Genomic DNA, 20,255 nt, shown 5'->3' with positions numbered 1-20,255 from the left:
CCTCTTACATGCCGGTTTTTAGACCTGTTTTTCCATCCAGCGTATGATCAACCCTGCGGGCACAATCCAGATAAGGCCGGTAATCAGGAAAAACAGGATTTGAGCGAGGGGCGTGGCGTTGGCGACAACTGCCGCGCCAATGGTCATGCCAACTGCGGCATAGAGAATAACCCAGGCAACAAGCATGATCATGCCGAAGAATTTCCGAGTGCGTTGGCTCATGGTTGCTCCATTGGTCTGCGGTTTTGTGTCCTAATAGCTTAGCAATTGGTCCGTGAAAAGCAAAAAAGCCATCTCCTTGATCCGACTATGGAATTAGAACGGCCCTTATCTTGGTAGAGAAGCGCAAATTTCAAACAGTTTAGCCCTCAGTTGCCTTGACCCGACGTGCGCAAGCAGAGATGCTTATGTCTCGAGGTGGACTATCTAGAGAGAATTGAGGCATCCGATGGTGAGGAATGAAGCGGCTTTGGAAAGCGCAATCTATTATGTCGACAAGGAGGAAGACAAGGCCAGCAGATCTCGGCATATGGTGCGGTTCTGGCTCTATTGTGTCGCCTTTCTCGTTTTCCTTATGGTCGTGGTGGGCGGTATTACTCGTCTCACAGACTCGGGGCTTTCCATTACCGAATGGAAACCCATCCATGGCGCCATCCCGCCCATGTCAGTTGAAGAATGGAACGAGGAGTTTCTCAAATATCAGCAGATTCCTGAATATGAGCATGTTAACAAGGGAATGACGCTGGATGATTTCAAGAATATTTTCTGGTGGGAATGGGGGCATCGCCAGCTGGGGCGCTTTATCGGCGTGGCTTTTTTTGTTCCCATGCTCTATTTCTGGCTTTCCGGAAGGGTGACCGCATCACTTAAGCCACGGTTGCTCGTGTTGCTTGGCTTGGGCGGATTGCAGGGCTTTGTCGGCTGGTGGATGGTTGCGTCAGGGCTGGTGGATCGCGTCGACGTCAGCCAATATCGTCTCGCTACCCATCTGATCCTCGCATCAATCATATTCTTTGCGCTGTTATGGGTCGCACGCGGCTATAGAACCGGACAGAAGATGCCCGAATGTGTCAGTGCGGATCGTCACGTCTGGTTGATGGGGATATTGACCGTCTGCATCATGGTGCAGATCTTTCTTGGCGCGCTGGTGGCAGGCACTCATGCAGGCTTGATTTACAACACATGGCCATTGATGGATGGCGGTATCATACCCGAGAAGATCTATGACACGGGGTCCGTCTGGCATTCCATATTTGAGGATCATGCCACCATCCAGTTCAATCACCGCATGATGGCCTATCTGGTCGCTGTGATATGTCTCTTGCTATGGTTCCGTCTCAGGCGCGATCCCTTCCAAGGCGACATAATGCTGCCAGTCAACATTCTTGCGGGTCTGCTGGCATTTCAGGTTATCATCGGCATCACCACCTTGCTGTTTGCCGTGCCTTTCTCTCTTGCCTTGTTACATCAGGCCGGAGCAATGCTTGTATTGGGGTCTGCGACCCTTGTAATGCGCGATTTATACGATAATGCCCGGAAATATTGACCCGATCAAAGCATTGGCTGTGAAATGAACGGGCGGCAGCACTGGCGCCCTTCTTTACGGAGTGCCATCCGTTTCAGGCTTGGGTGAGGGCGCTTCCGGTGCGTCCTCCTTGTCCTCTTCCTTTGGCGCCGCCAGTTCCTCCTGAGGCTCCAACTGGTCCCATTTGGTCAGCGCATTCTGGTTGAATGACCAGCGATAATAGAGCGCCATGAATAGCCCGAAGATGGTGCCCGCAACAAGCGCAGCGCCGATGGCCATGAAGGGTGTCAGTTTTTGGCTTTGCCAGAGAATGAACCACATGATCGCGCCCCAGAGCACGGCAAAAGGCGCTCCGGTGGTGATTATATTCATGCCGATACTGTTATAGTGTGGCGGCTTTATTCTGACACCACGGCCGCGCAAAAACCGATGCAGCGGCGGCGCATAGTTTCCTTCCACAATGGGTGTGCGTTTCAGTTCAGCAATGGCGAGTGTGTAACGTTCATCAAAATTCATTCGTCTGACCTAGCAATGGATATATTCCAAATATCAAACCTATGCACACCTCTTGAGACTGGCAAGGACTATCAGAGAGGATAAACGGGTTGATATGGTCAGAGCATGGCGGACACAAAAAAGGCCGGGACTGTCCCGGCCTTTCGAGATGATTGCAATTCACATTCAAGCCATTGCCTGTTCGAGATCGGCGATGATGTCTTTTACATCTTCAATGCCGATTGACAGGCGGACTGTATCCGGAGCCGCACCCGCTGCGGTCTTCTGCTCATCGGTCAACTGACTGTGAGTGGTCGATGCCGGGTGGATGGCTAGAGAACGCGTATCGCCGATATTGGCAACATGGCTGAGCAGTTTGAGGCTGGTGATGAACTTCACACCTGCATCATAGCCGCCCTTGAGGCCGAATGTGAAGACGGACCCTGCACCCTTTGGCAGATATTTCTCTTGTGCAGCCTTATGCGGGCTGGACTCAAGACCTGCATAGGAAACCCAGCTCACCTTGTCGTTGCTCTCAAGCCATTTGGCGACGGTGAGAGCGTTTTCGCAGTGGCGATCCATGCGCAGGGGCAGGGTTTCAACACCAGTCAGGATCTGGAAGGCGTTGAATGGCGACAGGGTCGGGCCCAGATCGCGCAAACCAAGAGCGCGGCAGGTGATGGCGAAAGCCATCGGGCCAAAGGTTTCGTAGAAATTGACGCCGTTATATTCCGCGCGCGGGGTGTTGACCATCGGGAACTTGTGAGACTGCGACCAGTCGAAGTTACCGCCATCGACGATCATCCCGCCCATGGAGTTACCGTGACCACCAATGAATTTGGTCATGGAGTGCAGAACAATGTTGGCACCATGTTCAATAGGCCGGCACAGATAAGGGGTTGCCATCGTGTTATCAACAATCAGCGGAATGCCGGCATCCTTGGCGACTTTGGCAAAGCCCTCGATATCGCAGATCACCCCACCAGGGTTGGCGAGGCTTTCGATATAAATGGCTTTGGTCTTTTCATCAATCAGGCCGCGCGCTGCTTCCGGATCAAGTGCATCAGACCATTTGGCATGCCAGTCAAAACTTTTGAAGGTGTGGTTGAACTGGTTGAACGTACCGCCATAGAGCTTGTTGGCAGCGACAATGTTGTCACCTGGTCCCATCAGGGAATGGAATGTAACAAACTGCGCTGCATGGCCCGAAGCAACGGCAACACCCGCTGAGCCGCCTTCCAGCGCAGCGATGCGTTCATCAAGCACAGCGGTCGTCGGGTTGGTCAGACGCGTATAAATATTGCCGAATTCCTTGAGCGCAAACAGATTGGCTGCATGCTCGGTATCGCGGAACTGATAGGATGTCGTCTGGTAGATCGGCGTGGTGCGTGCGCCAGTGGTCGGGTCGGCGTCAGCGCCAGCGTGAATGGCAAGAGTGGAAAAGCCGAGGGCTGTTTCTTCGCTCATAATCGTCCTCTTCATAAATCAGTGCAGAGCGTGCGGGCTTATCTCGCGACGTGCTTTGCCAATAAAAAGTCAATGTATCTTCAAGATTGAAGTGTGTGGCAACTCTAGACCAGCACAACCCGCCGCGCCATTTGAAAGTGGAAAATATCGTTTTAAATTTTGCTCGATTGTTGAACGAGGTTTCTAATGATGGCGGTAAAAATGAAATATGAAAGGGAACCAATCAGGGATTTTATATGCTTGATTTTATTTGCTAATTTGTAGTTGAGCTATCCGACCTTCCGCCGGGCGTCAAAATGTGCAGCGAGTGCGTAAAATTGAGCGCACAAATAGGAAGAGCGACAGATTGCTCCGCCGCTCAAATTCAATTTTCGCAGTTCATGTGCTGGCTAATTGAACATCACGCTTGGATGTTCAATTTTCGGGCAGCGATCCATGACCACCTTGAGCCCGGCATCCTCTGCTCGCTTGGCAGCCGCGGCGTTGAACACATTGAGTTGCATCCAGACTACCTTGGCTCCAACGGCAATGGCTTCATCCGTTACTCCGCCCGCGGCTTCGGAATTGCGGAACACATCCACCATGTCGATAGGGCCGTCTATATCGGCAAGACGGGCGACCACGCGTTGGCCCAGAATTTCCTGACCTTCCTTGCCCGGATTAACCGGAATTACGTGGTAGTCATGATCAAGCAGAAAGCTCATAACCCGATAGCTGGCACGCTCCGGTTTGTCGCTGGCGCCAACCAGGGCGATGCGCTTGACCGAAGAGAGGATGTCCTTGAGATAGTCTGCGGTATAGTCGCTATGGTCCATGGAATGCTCCTATTTAAGGCTGGGCCAGTCGGGCTTTCGCTTTTCAATAAAGGCATTGACGCCTTCTATCGCATCATCTGCGAGCAGATTATTCGTCATCACATCCGTCGCGAGTGTATAGGCATCGGCCAGGGGCATTTCGTCTTGCCGATAGACAGCTTGCTTGCCAAAGGTCAGGGCTTCGGCAGATTTGCCTGCAATCTCTATCGCATATTTGTCGACGACGATCCGCAAATAGTCCTTCGGTACAACGCGATTGACAATGCCATAGGCTTTGGCGGTGTGGGCGTCGATCATTTCACCCGTCACCAGAAGCTCCATTGCCTGTTTGCGTGGAACAGAGCGGGTGAGGGCAACCCCAGGACCGGTGCAGAATAATCCGATATTAATGCCCGGCGTACCGAAATCGGCTTCGTTGACAGTGATGGCTAGGTCGCAACTGGCAACCAGCTGGCAGCCAGCCGCTGTGGCGGTGCCCTGGATTTCTGCGATGACGATTTTTGAGACTGTCTGGATTTTCTGCATCAACGCTGAGCAGTCCGTGAAAATCCGGCTGAAAAAGGCTTCGCCTTTATCCGCATCATTACGATGGGAATTAAGTTCTTTGAGATCGTGTCCGGCGGAGTATACCGGTCCGTTGGCGGCAAGAACGATGACACGTGTTTGAGTGTCGGAGTCTGCTTCATCAAGCGCTGCGCTCAATGCAGCGATCATCTCTTCCGAAAGCGCATTGCGGCTTTTGGGACGATTCATGATCAGGCGTCGCACAGGGCCGACCTGTTCGGTCAATAGCGCATCTTCCTGATTGGTGGCTCCTGTGGTCATTTTGGCCTCCCGGGACTCACTTGATTTTATTTGCTTCTGCGACCATGCCCGCTATTTGAACAGCAAGTCAAGCTTGGCCGGTATGCGTCGTCTTTTGCGCGAAACTGACAATTGGATGAAGTGGCCCTTAGAAGGCGTATAACCGGCAAGCGAGGGTCAATAGAGCGCATAGCTGGCAGATTGGAGGCTTTAAAGGCTATGACGAACTATTTGAGAATTTACAGGAATTCTCAGATTCGGAATAATGAAGGCGTAACGCAATGGTCAGCGAGGAGGTACGTTATGGAAAGCAAATATGCATGCGAAGCCCTCAAGAATCACGATGTCCTCAAAATCAACTATCATGGCTATGACAGAAATGTTGAGGTTCATGCTGTTGGCAAAACCTTGCGCGGCAATGAACTGATGTATGTCTATCAGACATCCGGAGGATCGCGTACTGGCGACCTGGGCTGGAAGCGCATGAAGGTGGCCGACGCCAAATTTGTCGGAACCATCAATGGCGCCGCCAAAACACCCCGGCCAGACTATCACCATGAAGATACTGGCTTGCATGACACGGTTTGCACGCTGTAGGCAAACAGGCCATCTTGGCCCAACGCTGCATGCAGTTAAGGTGTAATCGACAAACCGCCCGCAATTGGCTTTGTTGGGCGGTTTTATTTGGACAGTCATTGGTGAAAGGGCGGCCAAGGTGAAAAGCGGACCTTGGGTGCCAAAAATAGATTTATTTTTTGTGGTAATTATATACCGCAAAAATATCGCATTGTTTTTATTGATGAATTTTAAACAAATTGGCTTGACAAAAACAAGGGTTGCTATAAAAGGAGCGCCAGACATTGCGGCGGCCTGAGAACGGTCGCCGTTTCACGTTGTCACATGACACCGAAATACGGAAGTGCAATGAAAACTTTTTCTGCAAATCCTTCCAACATCGAAAAGAAATGGATTCTGATCGATGCGGAAGACCTGGTGCTTGGTCGCCTTGCAGCGCTGATCGCAATGCGTCTGCGCGGCAAGCACAAAGCAACCTTCACCCCGCATATGGATTGCGGTGATAATGTTATCGTAATCAACGCCGAGAAGGTTAAGCTGACCGGCCGTAAATACGAAAACAAAAAATACTACTGGCACACCGGTCATCCGGGCGGCATCAAAGAGCGTACCGCTCGCCAGATCATCGAGGGGAAATTCCCTGAGCGTGTGATCCAGAAAGCCGTGCAGCGCATGCTGCCAGGCGGCCCGCTGTCTCGCGTACAGCTGTCTAACCTGCGTGTCTATGCAGGAGCAGCACATCCCCATGAAGCCCAGTCTCCAGAAGTGCTGGATGTTAAGGCACTGAGCGCCAAGAATGTGAGGGTCATTAAATGAGCGATACAGTACAGTCTCTTGAAGACCTCGGCTCCGCTGTTGGCGTAGAAGCTGAAGAAACCGCTCCGGTTCATGTCCAGAAGCTCGACGCTCATGGCCGTGCCTATGCTACCGGTAAACGTAAAGACGCAGTTGCTCGTGTTTGGGTTAAACCAGGCTCTGGCAAAATCACCGTAAACAAAAAAGACTTCAACGTCTATTTTGGTCGTCCGGTTCTGCAGATGGTTCTCAAGCAGCCAATCGTTGCTGCTGACCGTGATGGTCAGTATGACATCATCTGCACCGTTTCCGGTGGTGGTCTGTCCGGTCAGGCTGGCGCTATCCGCCACGGCATCTCCAAGGCTCTGACCTACTACGAACCAGAGCTTCGCGGTGTCCTGAAAAAAGGTGGCTTCCTTACTCGCGACTCCCGTGTTGTTGAACGTAAGAAATACGGTCGTGCAAAAGCTCGCCGTTCCTTCCAGTTCTCCAAACGCTAATACCGCGTTTCGCTTTGCTATTCGAAAAGGCCCGCTTCGAGCGGGCCTTTTTTGTATTGGATGCGTGAAGGGCGATCAGAAGGGCAATGTCGACTTTTGCTAGAATCCTCTCTGAAGCCAGATAAAGAAAAAGCGCAAAGACAAACCAGACTTTGCGCTTCCTCTCATGGATTGGACTTGTAGACAGGCGGGCGGGCTTCCCCTAGAGCGTCGGGAAACTTGGGCGTTTGATGATTTCGTTGATCAGGGTAATCGCTGCCGCAATGCCGCCAATGGTGAAAACAACACTCAGCATGGAAGCGACTGAGCTGCCAAGCAGTGCAACGTCATAATTGTCGTGTTGGCTGGCAAAGGTCATCAGGCCGACGATCCCGTGGGCTGCTCCGCTTCCCGGAATCATCGGAATGCAGCCAGCGATGGCGAGCATGCTGCCCCCGGTAGGCACATAGACCGGCAATAGATACAGCAGGCGCACATAGACCGTAACGGCCGCAGCAGCCATCGTGGAGGACATGGCCAATCCCCATTGAGCATCCAGTCCCAATGTGCGCACAGCAAGGGCTATGCCGCCGCCAATTGCCGTCCAGCCAACGGTCCGCCAACTGAAGTTGAACAGAATACCGAAGCCTGCAGCGGCAATGCCACCAAACAGGATATGATGCACAATATTGTGGTTGAGCAACTGGTCATAGGCACCGAACCGCATGAGAATATAGCGGGAGAGGGCGACTCCTACCGTCAGGAAAATGAGAATCATGAAAACAGTCAGGGCGCGCGCGCTCCCCAGCGTAGGCGAGCCTTCCATGATGTCGGTTTGCGCATTCATTGACGGAACGCCGGGGACGAGCAACAGCACCGAAGCAAACATCGCCATCTCTGGCGTTACGCTGCCAACCAGCTGCGATATCAGGCCACCAATTGCCGAAGACACAAAGGCGACGATCGTGACCATGGCAAACACATTCTGCTTGTTAAGCACCATGAAATGCCGGATCGTCTGGCCGATGAAGCCCGCAAACCAGATGGGCAGAAACGCCGTCGCGTCTGTTCCGAGTAATTGACCAAAGGAAGCGCAGGCAAGGCCGGTGGCAAGTGCAACAGTCACCCAATGATGCTTGGGAGTCTTTTTCCTCAGTCCCGCCACTTCCTCAACAATTGCCTCGGGCGTAAGAGAACCCTGTGAGGCGCGCACGGCGAGGGCGCGGGCAGCGTTGTTGAGTTGAAGGTTGACGCCATGATGGCCCACTTGCAACAGCCGTGAGATGGTGTTTCCAACATCGCCGCCATCACGGACCGTCAGGCTGATGGAGGCATACCCGATACGCACCGCTATGGTTTCTGCGCCCAGCCCCTTGACCACCATTTCGATGCCGTTGCGCACAACCTCGGCCTTGGCGCCTGATTCCATGAGCATGCAGCCGACATTGAGCGCTGCCATGGCAATTTTTTCCAGATGCCGGTGTCTGAGCCGAATATGGTCTTGTGAGGAGGGGCTGTCGATCATGTCTGGTCTCTGCTTGGTGCCTGTTGCAATAAATGTGTTTGGCCACGCTGGCAAAGCTTAATCGATCAGAGCCGGGTGAATGCCGCGAGCCAAACCCAACGGTCAATTGGGCATATAATAGAATTTGAATTCGAATGCTGTCTGTGTTCTCGCATTGTATCACATGCTGGACCTTTGCGAGGACGGCCACTGACTAACCCATCAAGGCATGAAAATGCACCGGGATAGTTGCTTCAGCAGACCACTCAAAATTGCATGGCTCGACTTTGCAGGGATGCTTTTTACAAAAGGTAATGGAAGACAGACCGTCGCCCCCAATAACGCAATAGCATCACGGGGGCGATTTCTCCTGGCGGAATGGGTGTTCCGTCTGGAATAACCCGGCTTTGTGGGTCTGGTGGGGTCCGGGTTATTTCAAGACTGGAGAACCAGTCTTGAATGGGGTTTTTCGGCTATTAGCGCCGGACTTGTAGCGCAAAAAGGGTTGGCACAGGGCACAAGGCCCTAGATCGTCTCACCTCGCTTGAATTTGATACCATAGAAGATCGCAAACAACACAGGCACTACGATCAATGTCAGAACCGTTGCAGTTGCCAAACCGAACATGATGGTGACAGCGAGAGAATTGAAAAAGATGTCCGTAACCAACGGGATAAGGCCAAGAACGGTTGTGAGCGCCGCCATGGTTACAGGGCGCAGGCGCGAAACGGCAGCACGCGTTATTGCATCATGGATGCTGATTTCGTCCTCTTCGTTTAGTCGCTTGATCTCCTCAATCAGCACAATGCCATTTTTCAGCAACATACCCGAGAGGGAGAGGAAACCGATGAGGGCGGTGAAACTGAAAGGCAGATTGAAGATCAAGAGGCCTGCAGTTACCCCGATAATGGCAAGGGGTACAGTGAGCCACACCACGAGCGTCTGCTTGAATGAATTAAAGAGCATGACAGTGATGGCAAACATCACCAGCACGCCTAATGGTACATTGGCAAAGACAGCGCTGGTTGCCTTGGATTGGTTTTCATATTCACCACCCCATGTCAGCTCATAGCCTTGGGGCATTTCAATGGCTTCCACTTTACCATGCATACGATCAAAAAGATCAAGGCTGGACGTCTCCGAGTATGGATCTGCATCTGCCCAAACCTGAATGGTGCGCTTGCGGTTGCGGCGCATGACAAGCGGATCTTCCCAGTCCAGATCGATTGAATGGACCACCTGATCAATGCTTACATATTTTTGCAGCACCGAGCTGTAAACCTGAATATCCCCAAGCTGATCAACGCTGTTGCGTTCATTAAGCGGCGGGCGCAAGACAACAGGCAGGATGTCTGAACCATTGCGCACCTGAGCAATGGGCAAGCCATGAACATTCAAGAGGATTGCGCGGTCTATGTCCGCCTTGGTAATGCCCAGACGGCGCGCCTCGGCTTCTGCAAATTGAGGTCGCAGAACCTTGGTGCGCTCCTGCCAGTCTTGCCGGATATTGATGGCGTCCGGGTCAGAGCGATAGACATTGATGACCTTGCTCGCCAATTCGCGCAAGACCGCAGGATCAGAGCCTGTTATGCGTGCCTCGATTTTAGACCCCGCTGCCGTTCCCAGTTCAAAGCGTCCCGTTTTGACGAAGGCATAAGGGGCGTTTTCCTTCAAGGTCTTGTCGACCCAACGGCGCAGATTGGGCAGCTCCTCAAAATTCTTCACTTCGATAATGAATTGGCCATAGTTGGCATAGGTGCGTTCCGCCCTGTAGGTCAGCATGAAACGCTCTGCGCCGCCACCAATGGTGGTGGTTACCTGTTTGATCTTGTCATTCTTCTGCAAAATCCCTTCAAGACGATCCATGTCCTTGATCGTTGCGCGGATATCTGACCCTTGCGGCAACCAGTAGTCCACCGTGAGCATGGGGAGTTTGGATGTCGGGAAGAAAGAATGCCCGACAAATCCGAAGCCATAGATTGCGGCGGCCATACAGCCGACCATGACGGCCATGGTGCCCCATCGCCAACGCAAGGATAGAAGGAGGAAGGATTTATAGATCTGGTAGATAAAGCCTTTGTAAGGATCAATCTCTTCGCGCTCACCACTCTCGTTGCTTTCTTGGCGAACCTTGGTCTCCGAAAACATGACGGACGCAAGGAACGGCGTCAGTGTCATGGCCAGAATCCAGGAGATGGTGAGCGATATCATCAGCACCCAGAAAAGGGAGCCTGCATATTCTCCCGTCTTATCTGGCGAAAGCCCAATCGGGGCAAAGGCGACGATGGAAATGGCTGTGGCACCAAACAGGGGCCAAACGGTTTGAGTGACAATCCGGTGAGCCGCCTTGACCTTGCTAAGGCCCTGCTTGAGCCCGACGAGAATGCCGTCTGTAATGACAATGGCGTTATCTACCAGCATGCCGAGGGCGAGGATCATTGAGCCAAGAGACACGCGATGCAACGGCATACCGATCAGCTCCATGACCATCAGGGTGCCGCAGATGGTCAAGAGCAGGATCGCGCTCATCAGAATGCCGGACCGCAACCCCATCGTCACGAGAAGAACAACGATAACGATGACAATCGACATGCCCAGATTGACCAGGAAGTCATCAATGGATGTCGTCACCTGTTGCGGCTGATTGTAGATCATATGAAGGTCGACGCCCAGAGGCTGGCTGTTTTCCAGCTCTTTAAGCCGTTGGGAAACATTGTCGCCAACTTCCGTCACATTCACCCCTTCGGCAAACGAAATGCCGATCGTCATGGCCGGACTGCCATTGAAACGGTAAACATGAGACGGCGGGTCGGCATAGTCGACCTTCACATCTGCAATGTCTGAGAGATAGACAACATCGTCTCCGGCCTGTCCCAGAAGGATATCCTTCATTTGATCCACGGTGCTGTAGTCGCCGGTCGAACTGATGCGGATATATTCGCTACCGACTTTAATGCTCCCTGCATTGGTGACCACATTCTGGTTTTGTAAAAGGGTCTGAAGCGAGGCAACCGAGAGATTGTGTGCCGCGAGCTTGGACCTGCTGATCTCCAGAATGATCTGTTTCTGCAAGGTGCCGCCGATGACAACCTTGCCCACACCATCAACCAACACCAGCTCGCGCCGCAGGAAGTCGACATAGTCGCTCAGCTCCTGATGGCTATATCCATCACCGGTCACAGCCATATAGATGCCATAGACGTCGCCGAAATCATCGTTGATGACAGGGGGGTAGGAGCCCGTTGGCAAGTCAGCACTCATATCGTTGATTTTACGCCGCATTTCATCCCAGATTTGCTTCAGTGCGGCGTCCCGATATTTGTCCTTCATTTCAACGGTCACCTGACTAAGGCCCGCAGATGAGATGGAGGTGATATGATCGACATAAGGCAACTGTTGCAGCGCCGTTTCGATCGGCAGCGTTATTTCCTCTTCTACTTCATACGAAGACGCGCCGGGATAGGCCGTCGCAATAACGGCTTCCTTGATCGTGAATTCAGGGTCTTCAAGACGCCCAAGATGCATATAGGCATAAATTCCCCCAGCGAGAAGCAGGATGGTCATCATCCAACTGACAACCTTATTCTTGATGGCGTAGTCTGTGAGTGTCATTACTCTCGTCCTGCAAACAATGCGCACGTCGGGAAATGGGCTTCCCCTCATACCTGCAAAAATTAGGCGTTCAGCCTGAACGGGGGCATGCGGCACACCCGTTCGCGTTCCGAAAAGGAGAGGGGCTTACAGCCCGCCTTCTTTCTTGAATTTTCTAACCTTCATGCCCTCGGAGACATAGGAGACACCAATAGCTATGACGCGGTCTCCGTCTTCAAGCCCTTCAGAGATGCGCAATTGTCCATCCTGAATGCCATAGACCTTGACTTCGCTCTTGTGGGCTTCGTTTTGATCGTTCAGCTTCCAGACCCAGCGCTTGCCATCTTCATCAAATACAGATTCGAGTGGCACCAGAACGCCGCCATCATCACTATGGGCCAGCAGGCTCGCCAGATTGAGACTTGCTGTTACGCTCATGCCGGGAAAGACGGTCAGGTCATCGGGGCGTGGCATGGTGACAGTTACCTGATAGGAGCGGGTCACAGGATCAGGAATTGTATCGATTTCCTTGTAGGTCGCGGTAAAGTTCTTGCCCGGAAGGGCGTCAAACTCGATCTGCAGCGTTGGCTTCACCTCGAGCTTGCGAGGGTTGAACCGCAAAAACAGCTTTTCAGGAACATTGAATTCGACATCGATATTCTTGGTGCCAAGGAACTGAGCAATCTGTGTGCCTGCAGCAATGGTTTGATAGCGCTCGACATATGTCTTGGCGACAAGGCCTTCGAAGGGCGCTTCAAGTCGGGTGTATTTCACATTGTCCCTTGCTGCCTTGAGGGCAGATCGTGCCGATTTGAAATTTGTCTCTGCGGAATCAAGCGTAGACTTGGCTACATGCTTCTGCTCGAAAAGCTTCTTTGTCCGCTCCAGATTGATCTTGGCCAGATCGAAAGCCGCTTGTCGTGAGTCAACCACTGTCCGATAAGGCTCATCATCAAGCCGGGCAATGAGCTCTCCCTTTTTCAAGGTCTGCCCGGCATGCACGGGAAAATCCTCGATCTGCCCGTCGACACGAAAGGAAAGGATCGCCTTGCGCGACGCCGTGGTCACACCTGGGAATGATTTGGGCAAACTAAGGGCAACACGCTGCGCTGTTGCAATCTTGGCCGGACGTGCGGAAGGATCTTCAGTGCCATTTTCATTGGCATCTGCAGAATTGAAGAAGGATTCATTACATCCGGATAGCAAAAGAGCCATCAGGCCAATCAGCATGAAGTGTTTTGACATGAGCCGAACCGAGAAAGTGTGAATGGCAACTTATTGCGCATTGATCGAGCGCGTTTGTTCGCAGAAAACATACATACGTGTATGAATAAATGTAAAGTAGAAATATTATGAGATACCTGCTATCTCCCCCGAGAAGGGAGGTGACATGATAAATATTCTATTGCTGGTGGATAAAGAGAGTGGCGAGAAAAACAAAAGCTGACAAGGAAAAGACCTATCAAGCCCTGATAGAAGCGGCAGCAGAGTTGTTCCGGAGCCAAGGCTTTACGGCGACGACATTAAATGAAATTGCAGAGAGGGCAGGGGTAACACGCGGGGCTTTCTACGGGCATTTCTCGAGTAAGTCTGAAGTCATTCAGGCAATTTGGGAAGAGCAGGCCTTGCCCTTCTTCGAGCCCATTAAGGATACCTTGCTCAATTTGCCCCAAGACAAACCTGCTGAGGCATTCCGCCAACAAATCAACAGCCTGCTTGAACTGTTCGAAGACAACAACATTGTTGGTCGCGCGTTCTTCATCATCATGCACAACATGGAGATATCGGATAAGGACAAGGAATTGGTCGAGTTCCTGTCTGATAAATATAAACTCTATGAGCAGGTGCTTTGCTGTGCCTATAAAAAGCTGGGCGAAGCGGGCAACTTGAAGCAAGGTGTTAATCCGGACCACGCCGCCATGGGCTTTCTCTATATTCTCATTGGCATGATAAATATGGCTCTGTTGCCTTTTGGCGACTTCGATTATGAGCGTGATGGATATCCGGTGTTTGAACACTATCTCAACAGCGTTCTGATGGATTAAGGCACTCCATTGATTAGAATTTTTCATGAGAGGAGCGGGGCGAGCTGAGGCTGCGCACAAATCGCATATTCTTCAAATGATTGATCAATCGAGAGAAAACGCAAAAGCGATTGTGCCGTGCTCTTGTGCCTAGCAAGCCGGAAACTTTTCGAGGCTTATGTGGAAATGTCATTCTCATGACAAAATAGCCATTGATTCAACACCCCATGATCTTTAAACAGGTCCGCGGAGAGGTGGCCGAGTGGCTGAAGGCGCGCCCCTGCTAAGGGCGTAGGCGGGTAACTGTCTCGAGGGTTCGAATCCCTTCCTCTCCGCCATTTCCCTAAATTTTCATATATACTTCAATCGTTTGTCGTGTAGTTGCGATAGTGTCCTACTTTATGCCCTATCGTTAATACTTGGCCATTTGCAGGTTCCGCCTGCGATCGGATACAGACACGACCTAAACACAGCAACGAATCTAACGGTTGCGTTTAGTGCGATTTCACCGCACCTCAAAATCAACAACTTGTCACAGAATTTGTTTATAGGGGTCTCAGAGGTCAATTGGGAATATTTTGAACATTAGGAGACAAAATCTACTCTAGGCGTAGAACGGGCGGATAGGGACCTTCACTGAAGGCTACAACCACAAAGTCGCTTCCTTGTTCCAGTCTCTCGAAGTAGCACCATGTTTCCCTGCTAAATCTCAATAGCTTTTGGACCGCTTTCAACATTTCCCCAGTATTGGTATGAATCTCGGCCCGGTTCCGACTGGCCGACAATTTGGGTTTCTCGATCCTCATCGCTTGAGCTTGCTTTTGAGCTCGTCAATCGTGAGCCAAGGCCGTTGGTGATGAATCATCCGATGGCAATTAGAGCAGACCAAAGCTAAATCCGCTAATTTGGTTTGGTCTGTTGGTGACATTTCCGAAACCGGCTTAGTGTGGTGGTACTCGATGAAGCTCTCACCTGTCTCACCATAGACCTCTTCGAAGTTGAAGCCACACACCTCGCACTTTAGTTGCCCGTCACGCTCAAGAGCTTGAGCCTTTTTGTTCTTCACGATTTCTCTATTGCGCTCTCGAAAGCTATGCATACGCGTGAGCAATTGGCCTTCGGGCGCTTCTTCTAGGTCGGGCGAAGGCGTTAGTTCAGAAGGCCGCAAATCGGCTTTGAGCATTGCCTTGATGGCATCGGCTGTGCGCTTGAGCTCGTCTCTGCGGCTAAAATAGGTATCCCAAACAACCTGTTCGTCTTTGCCGCCACGTTGAAGCCCCTTTCCCTTGTAATCAGAGTCAAAGCGCCTCAGGTTCATCAGCTTCATGTAAACCACATTCGGATTCCTAAAGCTATCAGATTTTTTTGTGTTGAGATTTTTAAGCCAAGCTCATTCAGTAGCGAACTAAGCTCTGCAACTTCTTTGGATGCTTTGTCGGGGAAATGGGGCGAATGATCGAAGAAAAAGTCGAGCGTCAAAATGAGTTCATCGCGCGACCACTTCGGATTTCTTTTTGCCGCAGATTTTTCTTTCATCATTCCACCACTTCTAGCAGCAACCAATAGGTGCTACGATCGTGCAGATTTGTGCATAATCGTTCATCGCCACATGGGCGCACGCCATCCAGCGGCGACCGCTTCAGCCTCATCACAGAACCAGCGTTCGCCCTTGCTCACATTGTGTCCGTCGTCGAATGCTTTGGGACTGATGTCTGTGGTTATGACTGGAGGGTTCAGCTCATCAGGTTTTTCGATTTAAGCGGCTTGTGATTTATGTTGCAAGCGGCGCCGTTGGATTGTCTTCTGTTTGATCCTTTGCCTTTGTTCCAGAATTGCCTGCCCTCTTCCGAAGTAAACGTCCGCTGGTGTGAGATTTCCAAGGCTCTCATGGTATCGGCAATTGTTATAGTGGTCGATGAATGCCGCGATCTCATTTTCCAGATCCGTCGGGAAGAAGTAGTTCTCCAGCAGGATCCGGTTCTTGAGTGTCTGATGCCAACGTTCGATTTTGCCCTGTGTCTGCGGATGACCAGGTGCACCATGTATCTGCTTCATTGACCGGTCTTCCAGCCAGTTTCCCAAATCCTCGGCGATGTAACATGGGCCATTGTCCGACAACAGGCGCGGTTTATGTTCGACCTTCACGCTATCGCAGCCAGAAGCCTCAAGAGCCCAATTGAGGGTATCGGTAACATCATGGACCTTCATGGTGGTGCACAACTTCCAAGCCACGACATAGCGAGAGAAGTCATCAAGAATGGTGGACAGGTAAAACCAGCCCCAGCCGATAACCTTGAGATAAGTGAAGTCGGTTTGCCCGCTGCCCGGCAAGCGATGTTTCCATCGCTGAGAGGAGCATCTCGTTGGGACGGGTTGTCTTGTCCCGGAACTCATTATCAGCTTTCATGACGATGAAGGCCGGAGACGTGATCAAGTCATGAGCTTTCAGAAGACGATAGACCGAAGCCTCTGACACAAAATAGCTTTCCTTGTCTGTGAAGGTCACCGCCAGCTCCCGGGGAGACAATTCGGTTTCCTCCAGAGCCAGCTCGACGATCTTGTCACGAACATCATCCTCAATCCGGTTCCAGACCCGTGAAGGTGCAGAGCTGCGATCTTCCAGCCCTTCAACACCATCGATCAGGAAACGATCGTACCAACGATAGAATGTTGATTTAGGAATGCCCAACATCTTCAATGTTCGAGTTACCGGCAGATGGGATTCCTCGACAAGGCGGATGATCTCATGCTTCTCGGATGCGGGATATCTCACTCTTCTTCGCCCCCATCCACTGACTGGCAGTTGATTGCAAAGCAATCAATGAGAGGGATCGATCATACTTTTTTAAGCAGGCGGAGCTCAAGTGTTTGCTCAGCAACAACTTCCTTAAGATCCCGAGCCTCCTTGCGCAGCAACTTCACTTCATCGCTGGTGGCAGCACGAGCCGTATCTCCGGCCAGTCGCTTCTTGCCAGCTTCAAGAAATTCCTTCGACCAGGTGTAATAGAGGCTTTCGGAGATACCTTCGCGGCGGCACAGGGCGGCGATACTGTCTTCGCCACGCAAGCCGTCCAGCACAATGCGGATCTTTTCTTCTGCCGAATACTTCTTCCGGGTCTTGCGGCGGATGTCTTTGATGGTTTTTTCTGCGGACCAGATTTCTGTCTCATCTTCGCTTCCTTGAGCTATTGTCAATTCTGGTGTTTGAAGCTTTTCAAGCAGCGGCCTTTTGTTGGTTTGACGGCTTGATGCCGTTGACGAAGTCGACGCCTTCAATGACGTCAGCGAGATGAGCGAAGCCACGAAGCTTTCGCCAGTTTTTCTCGGCGCATTGGCCGAGTTTGAACATCATATGCAGCATACCTTCTCTGCTCAGGCTTCCCTTTGTTCGCTTGGTGCGATGGCGGATGGTGGCAAAAGCGCTCTCAATCGGATTTGATGTGCGGATACTCTGCCAATGCTGAGCGGGAAAGTCGAAGAATGTCAGGAGTTCTGAGCGATCCTTGATCAAGCATTCAACTGCCCTGGGGTATTTGGCCTCATAGCTTTCGATGAACAGGTCAAAAGAGAGATTGGCATCCTCACGGGTCTCTGCCTGCCAAATATCATGCAGCATTTTCTTGGCCTTGGGCTGGGATCGCTTGGGCAGATAATTGAGCACGTTTGCCGTTTTATGGACCCAACAGCGTTGCTGACGGGTGGATGGAAATATCTCTTCCAGCGCCGCCCAGAATCCCATGGCTCCGTCGCCGATGGCCAATTTCGGTGCCTTGAGGCCATGCTTTTGAAGGCCCAGCAGAACCTCTCGCCAGCTCTGGGTGGATTCGCGGACGCCATCGTCGATAGCCAGAAAATGCTTTTCACCTCGCGAGTTCACCCCGATCACCACTAGGGCACAGAGCCGGTCATCAGTGCCACGCAGGCCGCTGTAAATGCCGTCCGCCCAGATGTAGACCCATTCATCACGGCTGATGTCAGCTTTGCGCCAATCCTCATACTCTGCCGCCCATTGTTTCTTCAGCCGAGATATTGTCTTGGCAGAGAACCCGGTCGCGTCCGGCCCGAGAAGTGCCTTCAGAGCGTCCTCCATCTCACCGGTCGATATGCCCTTGAGATACAGCCAGGGCAAGGCTGCCTCGATAGACTTGGACTTGCGGACATATGGCGGAACAAGGGCTGACCGGAAGGTGACCGGTTTGCCGACCTTGGAGCGGACTTTGGGGATTTTCACCGTGACAGGACCAATTCCGGTCTGAACAGCACGTTCGGGGTGATGGCCATTGCGGACAACTCCGGCCAATCCATCAGGTGTCTTCTGTTCCTTGAACTCCTGTAGGAAAGCTTCCAATTCCGCCTCGACAGCCGTTTGCAGAAGTTGCCGCGCACCCTTGCGCAGCAATTCTGTCAATGGGTCAGCAACGGTATCTCGACCGCGCAATTCGACGATGGTATTCTCATCCATGGTGGTGCGTCCTCGAAGATTGGTGGATTCGCGTAGCAACGACGATCCAATCAGATGCACCGCCAACTTTCAAATCCTCCAAACACCAGATTCACCTATAGCTCGATCCCCGACGATATCCGGGACAAGGTCGTCAAACTAGCCCTTAACGAGCCGGAACTATCGCCTCGAGAATTGGCAGTGATGTTCACCGATACAGAACGATATTTTGTCTCGGAAGCCTCGGTTTATCGCATTCTCAAGGCCCACGACATGATCACCAGCCCGGCCTATATTGTGGTCAAGGCAGCTAGCGAATTCAAAGACAAGACCACGGCCATCAATCAGCTTTGGCAAACCGACTTCACCTATTTAAAAGTTATTGGCTGGGGTTGGTTCTACCTGTCAACTATCCTGGACGACTACAGTAGATACATTATCTCATGGAAGCTGTGCACCAACATGAAGGCAGAGGATGTGACGGATACCCTGGATCTGGCATTGCAAGCTTCAGGCTGTGATCAAATCCATGTTGCTCATAAACCACGCCTGCTCAGCGATAATGGCTCAAGTTATGTATCGTCCGATTTGGCCGATTGGTTGCAAGAAAAAGGCATGAAGCATTCACGCGGCGCTCCGTACCATCCGCAGACACAGGGCAAGATTGAGCGTTGGCATCAAACCCTAAAGAACCGAATTTTGCTAGAAAATTACTTTCTGCCCGGAGATTTGGAAAGGCAAATCCAAGCCTTCATCGACCATTACAATCACCATCGGTACCACGAGAGCTTGAACAACGTGACACCGGCTGACGTCTATTTTGGAAGGGACAAAACCATTCTCAGACAAAGAAAAATCATCAAGCAGGAAACACTCGAAAAAAGGCGCTTGCTTCACCGAAAAACTGCCGCTTAATATCGACAACCAGATGAGACAAATGCTCTCTTACTTTGAAGCCAAATTGGTACCATTTCATTTGATAACGGACAGTCCTTTTTTAGATACCGAATAGGACTATGAGAATTTCAGATCTGGCTTATGTAAGGCGATCAGCTAGTCATGCAATGGACTAACAACATTCGAGCAAACCCATAACACAGTTGCAGGCTCGTCACTTGTACAAACGATTGCATGTCCCATCGTGCTATCATAGTAACAGCTGTCACCAACATTCAACTCGCTGGGAGAATAGAGCTCAGTGTAGAGCATAACGCTGCCTTCCAAGATATAGATAAACTCTTCACCGGGATGCGAACTAAAAGGTTTAAATTCATCAACGGATCGCGCATTGATCTTGGTTAGCAGAGGAACGATTTTCTTTTTGGCGATATCAGCGCAGAGCAGCTCATATTCATAATGCTCCGTTTTCATAATGGCGCCAGAACCTGCGGCATTGATAGATCGACGCCCTGTAATGGGAACGCCGGGCTTGTTGGAAAACAACTCGGAAACATCGACATCAAGGCCATTTGCCAGACTGAGAATGGTTTCATAGGTTGGAGACATCTGCCCATTCTCAATTTTGGAAAGGGTCGAGGGGGCAAGCTGACAATGTTCAGCGAGTTGCGCAATGCTTTGTTCATTTTGTTTCCGCAGCCGCCTAACGATAATTGCCAGAGTTGACGGTGGCTGACGTAGTCCACGTCCATTTGAAAAAGCAGCGTCTTTCATTCTAAATTTCCATCCCTAATTCTGCATGGCATGGTTGTGTCCAGGCAAACGATAGTGCAAAAATAGCA

General features: G+C 51.4%; 17 protein-coding genes, 1 tRNA gene and 2 pseudogenes. 7 read left to right on the top strand and 13 right to left on the bottom strand.

Annotated elements, in window-relative coordinates; genetic code table 11:
• Positions 1-18 precede the first annotated feature (18 nt).
• Positions 19-222, bottom strand: coding sequence for a DUF2842 domain-containing protein (locus ACKPCT_RS07310; RefSeq protein WP_090068831.1), 204 nt, complete (start codon positions 220-222; stop codon positions 19-21).
• Between the two features lie 226 nt (positions 223-448).
• On the opposite strand from ACKPCT_RS07310, the gene ACKPCT_RS07305 reads away from it, so the two are divergent.
• The gene (locus tag ACKPCT_RS07305) at positions 449-1,546 is read left to right on the top strand and encodes a COX15/CtaA family protein (RefSeq protein WP_319568825.1); all 1,098 of its coding nucleotides are present in this window, start codon (positions 449-451) and stop codon (positions 1,544-1,546) included.
• Between the two features lie 54 nt (positions 1,547-1,600).
• Here the strand turns inward: ACKPCT_RS07305 and ACKPCT_RS07300 are convergent, their stop codons facing one another.
• The 4 genes from ACKPCT_RS07300 to ACKPCT_RS07285 form a co-directional block, all read right to left on the bottom strand.
• Positions 1,601-2,041: a DUF6404 family protein gene (locus ACKPCT_RS07300; RefSeq protein WP_319568824.1), complete on the bottom strand. Its 441-nt coding sequence runs from the start codon at positions 2,039-2,041 to the stop codon at positions 1,601-1,603.
• A 165-nt stretch (positions 2,042-2,206) separates the two neighbouring features.
• The gene (locus tag ACKPCT_RS07295) at positions 2,207-3,487 is read right to left on the bottom strand and encodes an O-acetylhomoserine aminocarboxypropyltransferase (RefSeq protein ID WP_319568823.1); all 1,281 of its coding nucleotides are present in this window, start codon (positions 3,485-3,487) and stop codon (positions 2,207-2,209) included.
• A gap of 389 nt (positions 3,488-3,876) precedes the next feature.
• Positions 3,877-4,302: a CoA-binding protein gene (locus ACKPCT_RS07290; protein ID WP_319568822.1), complete on the bottom strand. Its 426-nt coding sequence runs from the start codon at positions 4,300-4,302 to the stop codon at positions 3,877-3,879.
• Positions 4,303-4,311: 9 nt separating this feature from the next.
• Positions 4,312-5,127: an enoyl-CoA hydratase gene (locus tag ACKPCT_RS07285; RefSeq protein WP_090068840.1), complete on the bottom strand. Its 816-nt coding sequence runs from the start codon at positions 5,125-5,127 to the stop codon at positions 4,312-4,314.
• Between the two features lie 282 nt (positions 5,128-5,409).
• On the opposite strand from ACKPCT_RS07285, the gene ACKPCT_RS07280 reads away from it, so the two are divergent.
• The 3 genes from ACKPCT_RS07280 to rpsI all read left to right on the top strand — a co-directional run bounded on the left by ACKPCT_RS07280 (position 5,410) and on the right by rpsI (position 6,977).
• Complete coding sequence (locus ACKPCT_RS07280; RefSeq protein ID WP_090068842.1) at positions 5,410-5,703, top strand: hypothetical protein; 294 nt, start codon at positions 5,410-5,412, stop codon at positions 5,701-5,703.
• 327 nt (positions 5,704-6,030) lie between these two features.
• Entirely contained in the window at positions 6,031-6,498 is a 468-nt protein-coding gene (rplM, locus tag ACKPCT_RS07275; RefSeq protein ID WP_319568821.1) for a 50S ribosomal protein L13, read from the top strand.
• The gene (gene rpsI, locus ACKPCT_RS07270) at positions 6,495-6,977 is read left to right on the top strand and encodes a 30S ribosomal protein S9 (RefSeq protein ID WP_090068847.1); all 483 of its coding nucleotides are present in this window, start codon (positions 6,495-6,497) and stop codon (positions 6,975-6,977) included. Before rplM ends, rpsI begins: the two co-directional genes overlap by 4 nt.
• A gap of 202 nt (positions 6,978-7,179) precedes the next feature.
• On the opposite strand, the gene ACKPCT_RS07265 is transcribed toward rpsI, so the two are convergent.
• The 3 genes from ACKPCT_RS07265 to ACKPCT_RS07255 all read right to left on the bottom strand — a co-directional run bounded on the left by ACKPCT_RS07265 (position 7,180) and on the right by ACKPCT_RS07255 (position 13,296).
• Positions 7,180-8,481 carry a threonine/serine exporter family protein gene (locus tag ACKPCT_RS07265; RefSeq protein WP_319568820.1) on the bottom strand — a complete coding sequence of 434 codons (1,302 nt, stop codon included), beginning with the start codon at positions 8,479-8,481 and terminating at the stop codon, positions 7,180-7,182.
• Between the two features lie 504 nt (positions 8,482-8,985).
• Positions 8,986-12,072 (bottom strand): efflux RND transporter permease subunit, encoded by a 3,087-nt coding sequence (locus tag ACKPCT_RS07260; RefSeq protein ID WP_319568819.1) that lies wholly within the window; start codon positions 12,070-12,072, stop codon positions 8,986-8,988.
• 126 nt (positions 12,073-12,198) lie between these two features.
• Positions 12,199-13,296 (bottom strand): efflux RND transporter periplasmic adaptor subunit, encoded by a 1,098-nt coding sequence (locus ACKPCT_RS07255; protein ID WP_090068855.1) that lies wholly within the window; start codon positions 13,294-13,296, stop codon positions 12,199-12,201.
• A gap of 179 nt (positions 13,297-13,475) precedes the next feature.
• Here ACKPCT_RS07255 and ACKPCT_RS07250 point away from each other — a divergent pair, with 179 nt between their 5' ends.
• Both ACKPCT_RS07250 and ACKPCT_RS07245 read left to right on the top strand, forming a co-directional pair.
• Positions 13,476-14,096, top strand: a complete 621-nt coding sequence (locus tag ACKPCT_RS07250) for a TetR family transcriptional regulator (RefSeq protein ID WP_175527897.1) — start codon at positions 13,476-13,478, stop codon at positions 14,094-14,096.
• 227 nt (positions 14,097-14,323) lie between these two features.
• A tRNA-Ser gene (locus ACKPCT_RS07245) sits at positions 14,324-14,413 on the top strand.
• A 464-nt stretch (positions 14,414-14,877) separates the two neighbouring features.
• Here the strand turns inward: ACKPCT_RS07245 and ACKPCT_RS07240 are convergent.
• The 4 genes and pseudogenes from ACKPCT_RS07240 to ACKPCT_RS07225 all read right to left on the bottom strand — a co-directional run bounded on the left by ACKPCT_RS07240 (position 14,878) and on the right by ACKPCT_RS07225 (position 18,537).
• Positions 14,878-15,402 (bottom strand): HNH endonuclease, encoded by a 525-nt coding sequence (locus tag ACKPCT_RS07240; RefSeq protein WP_319568818.1) that lies wholly within the window; start codon positions 15,400-15,402, stop codon positions 14,878-14,880.
• Positions 15,399-15,614, bottom strand: coding sequence for a hypothetical protein (locus tag ACKPCT_RS07235; protein WP_319568817.1), 216 nt, complete (start codon positions 15,612-15,614; stop codon positions 15,399-15,401). The genes ACKPCT_RS07240 and ACKPCT_RS07235 overlap by 4 nt, the downstream gene beginning before the upstream one ends.
• A 216-nt stretch (positions 15,615-15,830) precedes the next feature.
• A pseudogene (locus tag ACKPCT_RS07230) lies at positions 15,831-17,234 on the bottom strand (IS3 family transposase).
• Positions 17,235-17,289: 55 nt separating this feature from the next.
• Positions 17,290-18,537, bottom strand: a complete 1,248-nt coding sequence (locus ACKPCT_RS07225) for an IS256 family transposase (protein ID WP_319567962.1) — start codon at positions 18,535-18,537, stop codon at positions 17,290-17,292.
• 96 nt (positions 18,538-18,633) lie between these two features.
• Here ACKPCT_RS07225 and ACKPCT_RS07220 point away from each other — a divergent pair.
• Positions 18,634-19,431 (top strand): annotated as a pseudogene (locus ACKPCT_RS07220) (IS3 family transposase); the annotation flags it as partial.
• 138 nt (positions 19,432-19,569) lie between these two features.
• Here the strand turns inward: ACKPCT_RS07220 and ACKPCT_RS07215 are convergent.
• Positions 19,570-20,187, bottom strand: a complete 618-nt coding sequence (locus ACKPCT_RS07215) for a helix-turn-helix domain-containing protein (RefSeq protein WP_319568816.1) — start codon at positions 20,185-20,187, stop codon at positions 19,570-19,572.
• Positions 20,188-20,255: the final 68 nt, after the last annotated feature.

The sequence above is a fragment of the Cohaesibacter marisflavi genome, from assembly GCF_963665895.2.
Classification (GTDB): Bacteria; Pseudomonadota; Alphaproteobacteria; order Rhizobiales; family Cohaesibacteraceae; genus Cohaesibacter; species Cohaesibacter marisflavi.
This window is presented reverse-complemented; position numbering and strand designations above follow the sequence as displayed.

Bases quoted from the DNA above. Each gene is read 5' to 3' on its own strand.
- ACKPCT_RS07310 (WP_090068831.1), bottom strand. From the start codon at position 222: ATGAGCCAACGCACTCGGAAATTCTTCGGCATGATCATGCTTGTTGCC.
- ACKPCT_RS07305 (WP_319568825.1), top strand. From the start codon at position 449: ATGGTGAGGAATGAAGCGGCTTTGGAAAGCGCAATCTATTATGTCGAC.
- ACKPCT_RS07300 (WP_319568824.1), bottom strand. From the start codon at position 2,041: ATGAATTTTGATGAACGTTACACACTCGCCATTGCTGAACTGAAACGC.
- ACKPCT_RS07295 (WP_319568823.1), bottom strand. From the start codon at position 3,487: ATGAGCGAAGAAACAGCCCTCGGCTTTTCCACTCTTGCCATTCACGCT.
- ACKPCT_RS07290 (WP_319568822.1), bottom strand. From the start codon at position 4,302: ATGGACCATAGCGACTATACCGCAGACTATCTCAAGGACATCCTCTCT.
- ACKPCT_RS07285 (WP_090068840.1), bottom strand. From the start codon at position 5,127: ATGACCACAGGAGCCACCAATCAGGAAGATGCGCTATTGACCGAACAG.
- ACKPCT_RS07280 (WP_090068842.1), top strand. From the start codon at position 5,410: ATGGAAAGCAAATATGCATGCGAAGCCCTCAAGAATCACGATGTCCTC.
- rplM (WP_319568821.1), top strand. From the start codon at position 6,031: ATGAAAACTTTTTCTGCAAATCCTTCCAACATCGAAAAGAAATGGATT.
- rpsI (WP_090068847.1), top strand. From the start codon at position 6,495: ATGAGCGATACAGTACAGTCTCTTGAAGACCTCGGCTCCGCTGTTGGC.
- ACKPCT_RS07265 (WP_319568820.1), bottom strand. From the start codon at position 8,481: ATGATCGACAGCCCCTCCTCACAAGACCATATTCGGCTCAGACACCGG.
- ACKPCT_RS07260 (WP_319568819.1), bottom strand. From the start codon at position 12,072: ATGACACTCACAGACTACGCCATCAAGAATAAGGTTGTCAGTTGGATG.
- ACKPCT_RS07255 (WP_090068855.1), bottom strand. From the start codon at position 13,296: ATGTCAAAACACTTCATGCTGATTGGCCTGATGGCTCTTTTGCTATCC.
- ACKPCT_RS07240 (WP_319568818.1), bottom strand. From the start codon at position 15,402: ATGAAGCTGATGAACCTGAGGCGCTTTGACTCTGATTACAAGGGAAAG.
- ACKPCT_RS07235 (WP_319568817.1), bottom strand. From the start codon at position 15,614: ATGATGAAAGAAAAATCTGCGGCAAAAAGAAATCCGAAGTGGTCGCGC.
- ACKPCT_RS07225 (WP_319567962.1), bottom strand. From the start codon at position 18,537: ATGGATGAGAATACCATCGTCGAATTGCGCGGTCGAGATACCGTTGCT.
- ACKPCT_RS07215 (WP_319568816.1), bottom strand. From the start codon at position 20,187: ATGAAAGACGCTGCTTTTTCAAATGGACGTGGACTACGTCAGCCACCG.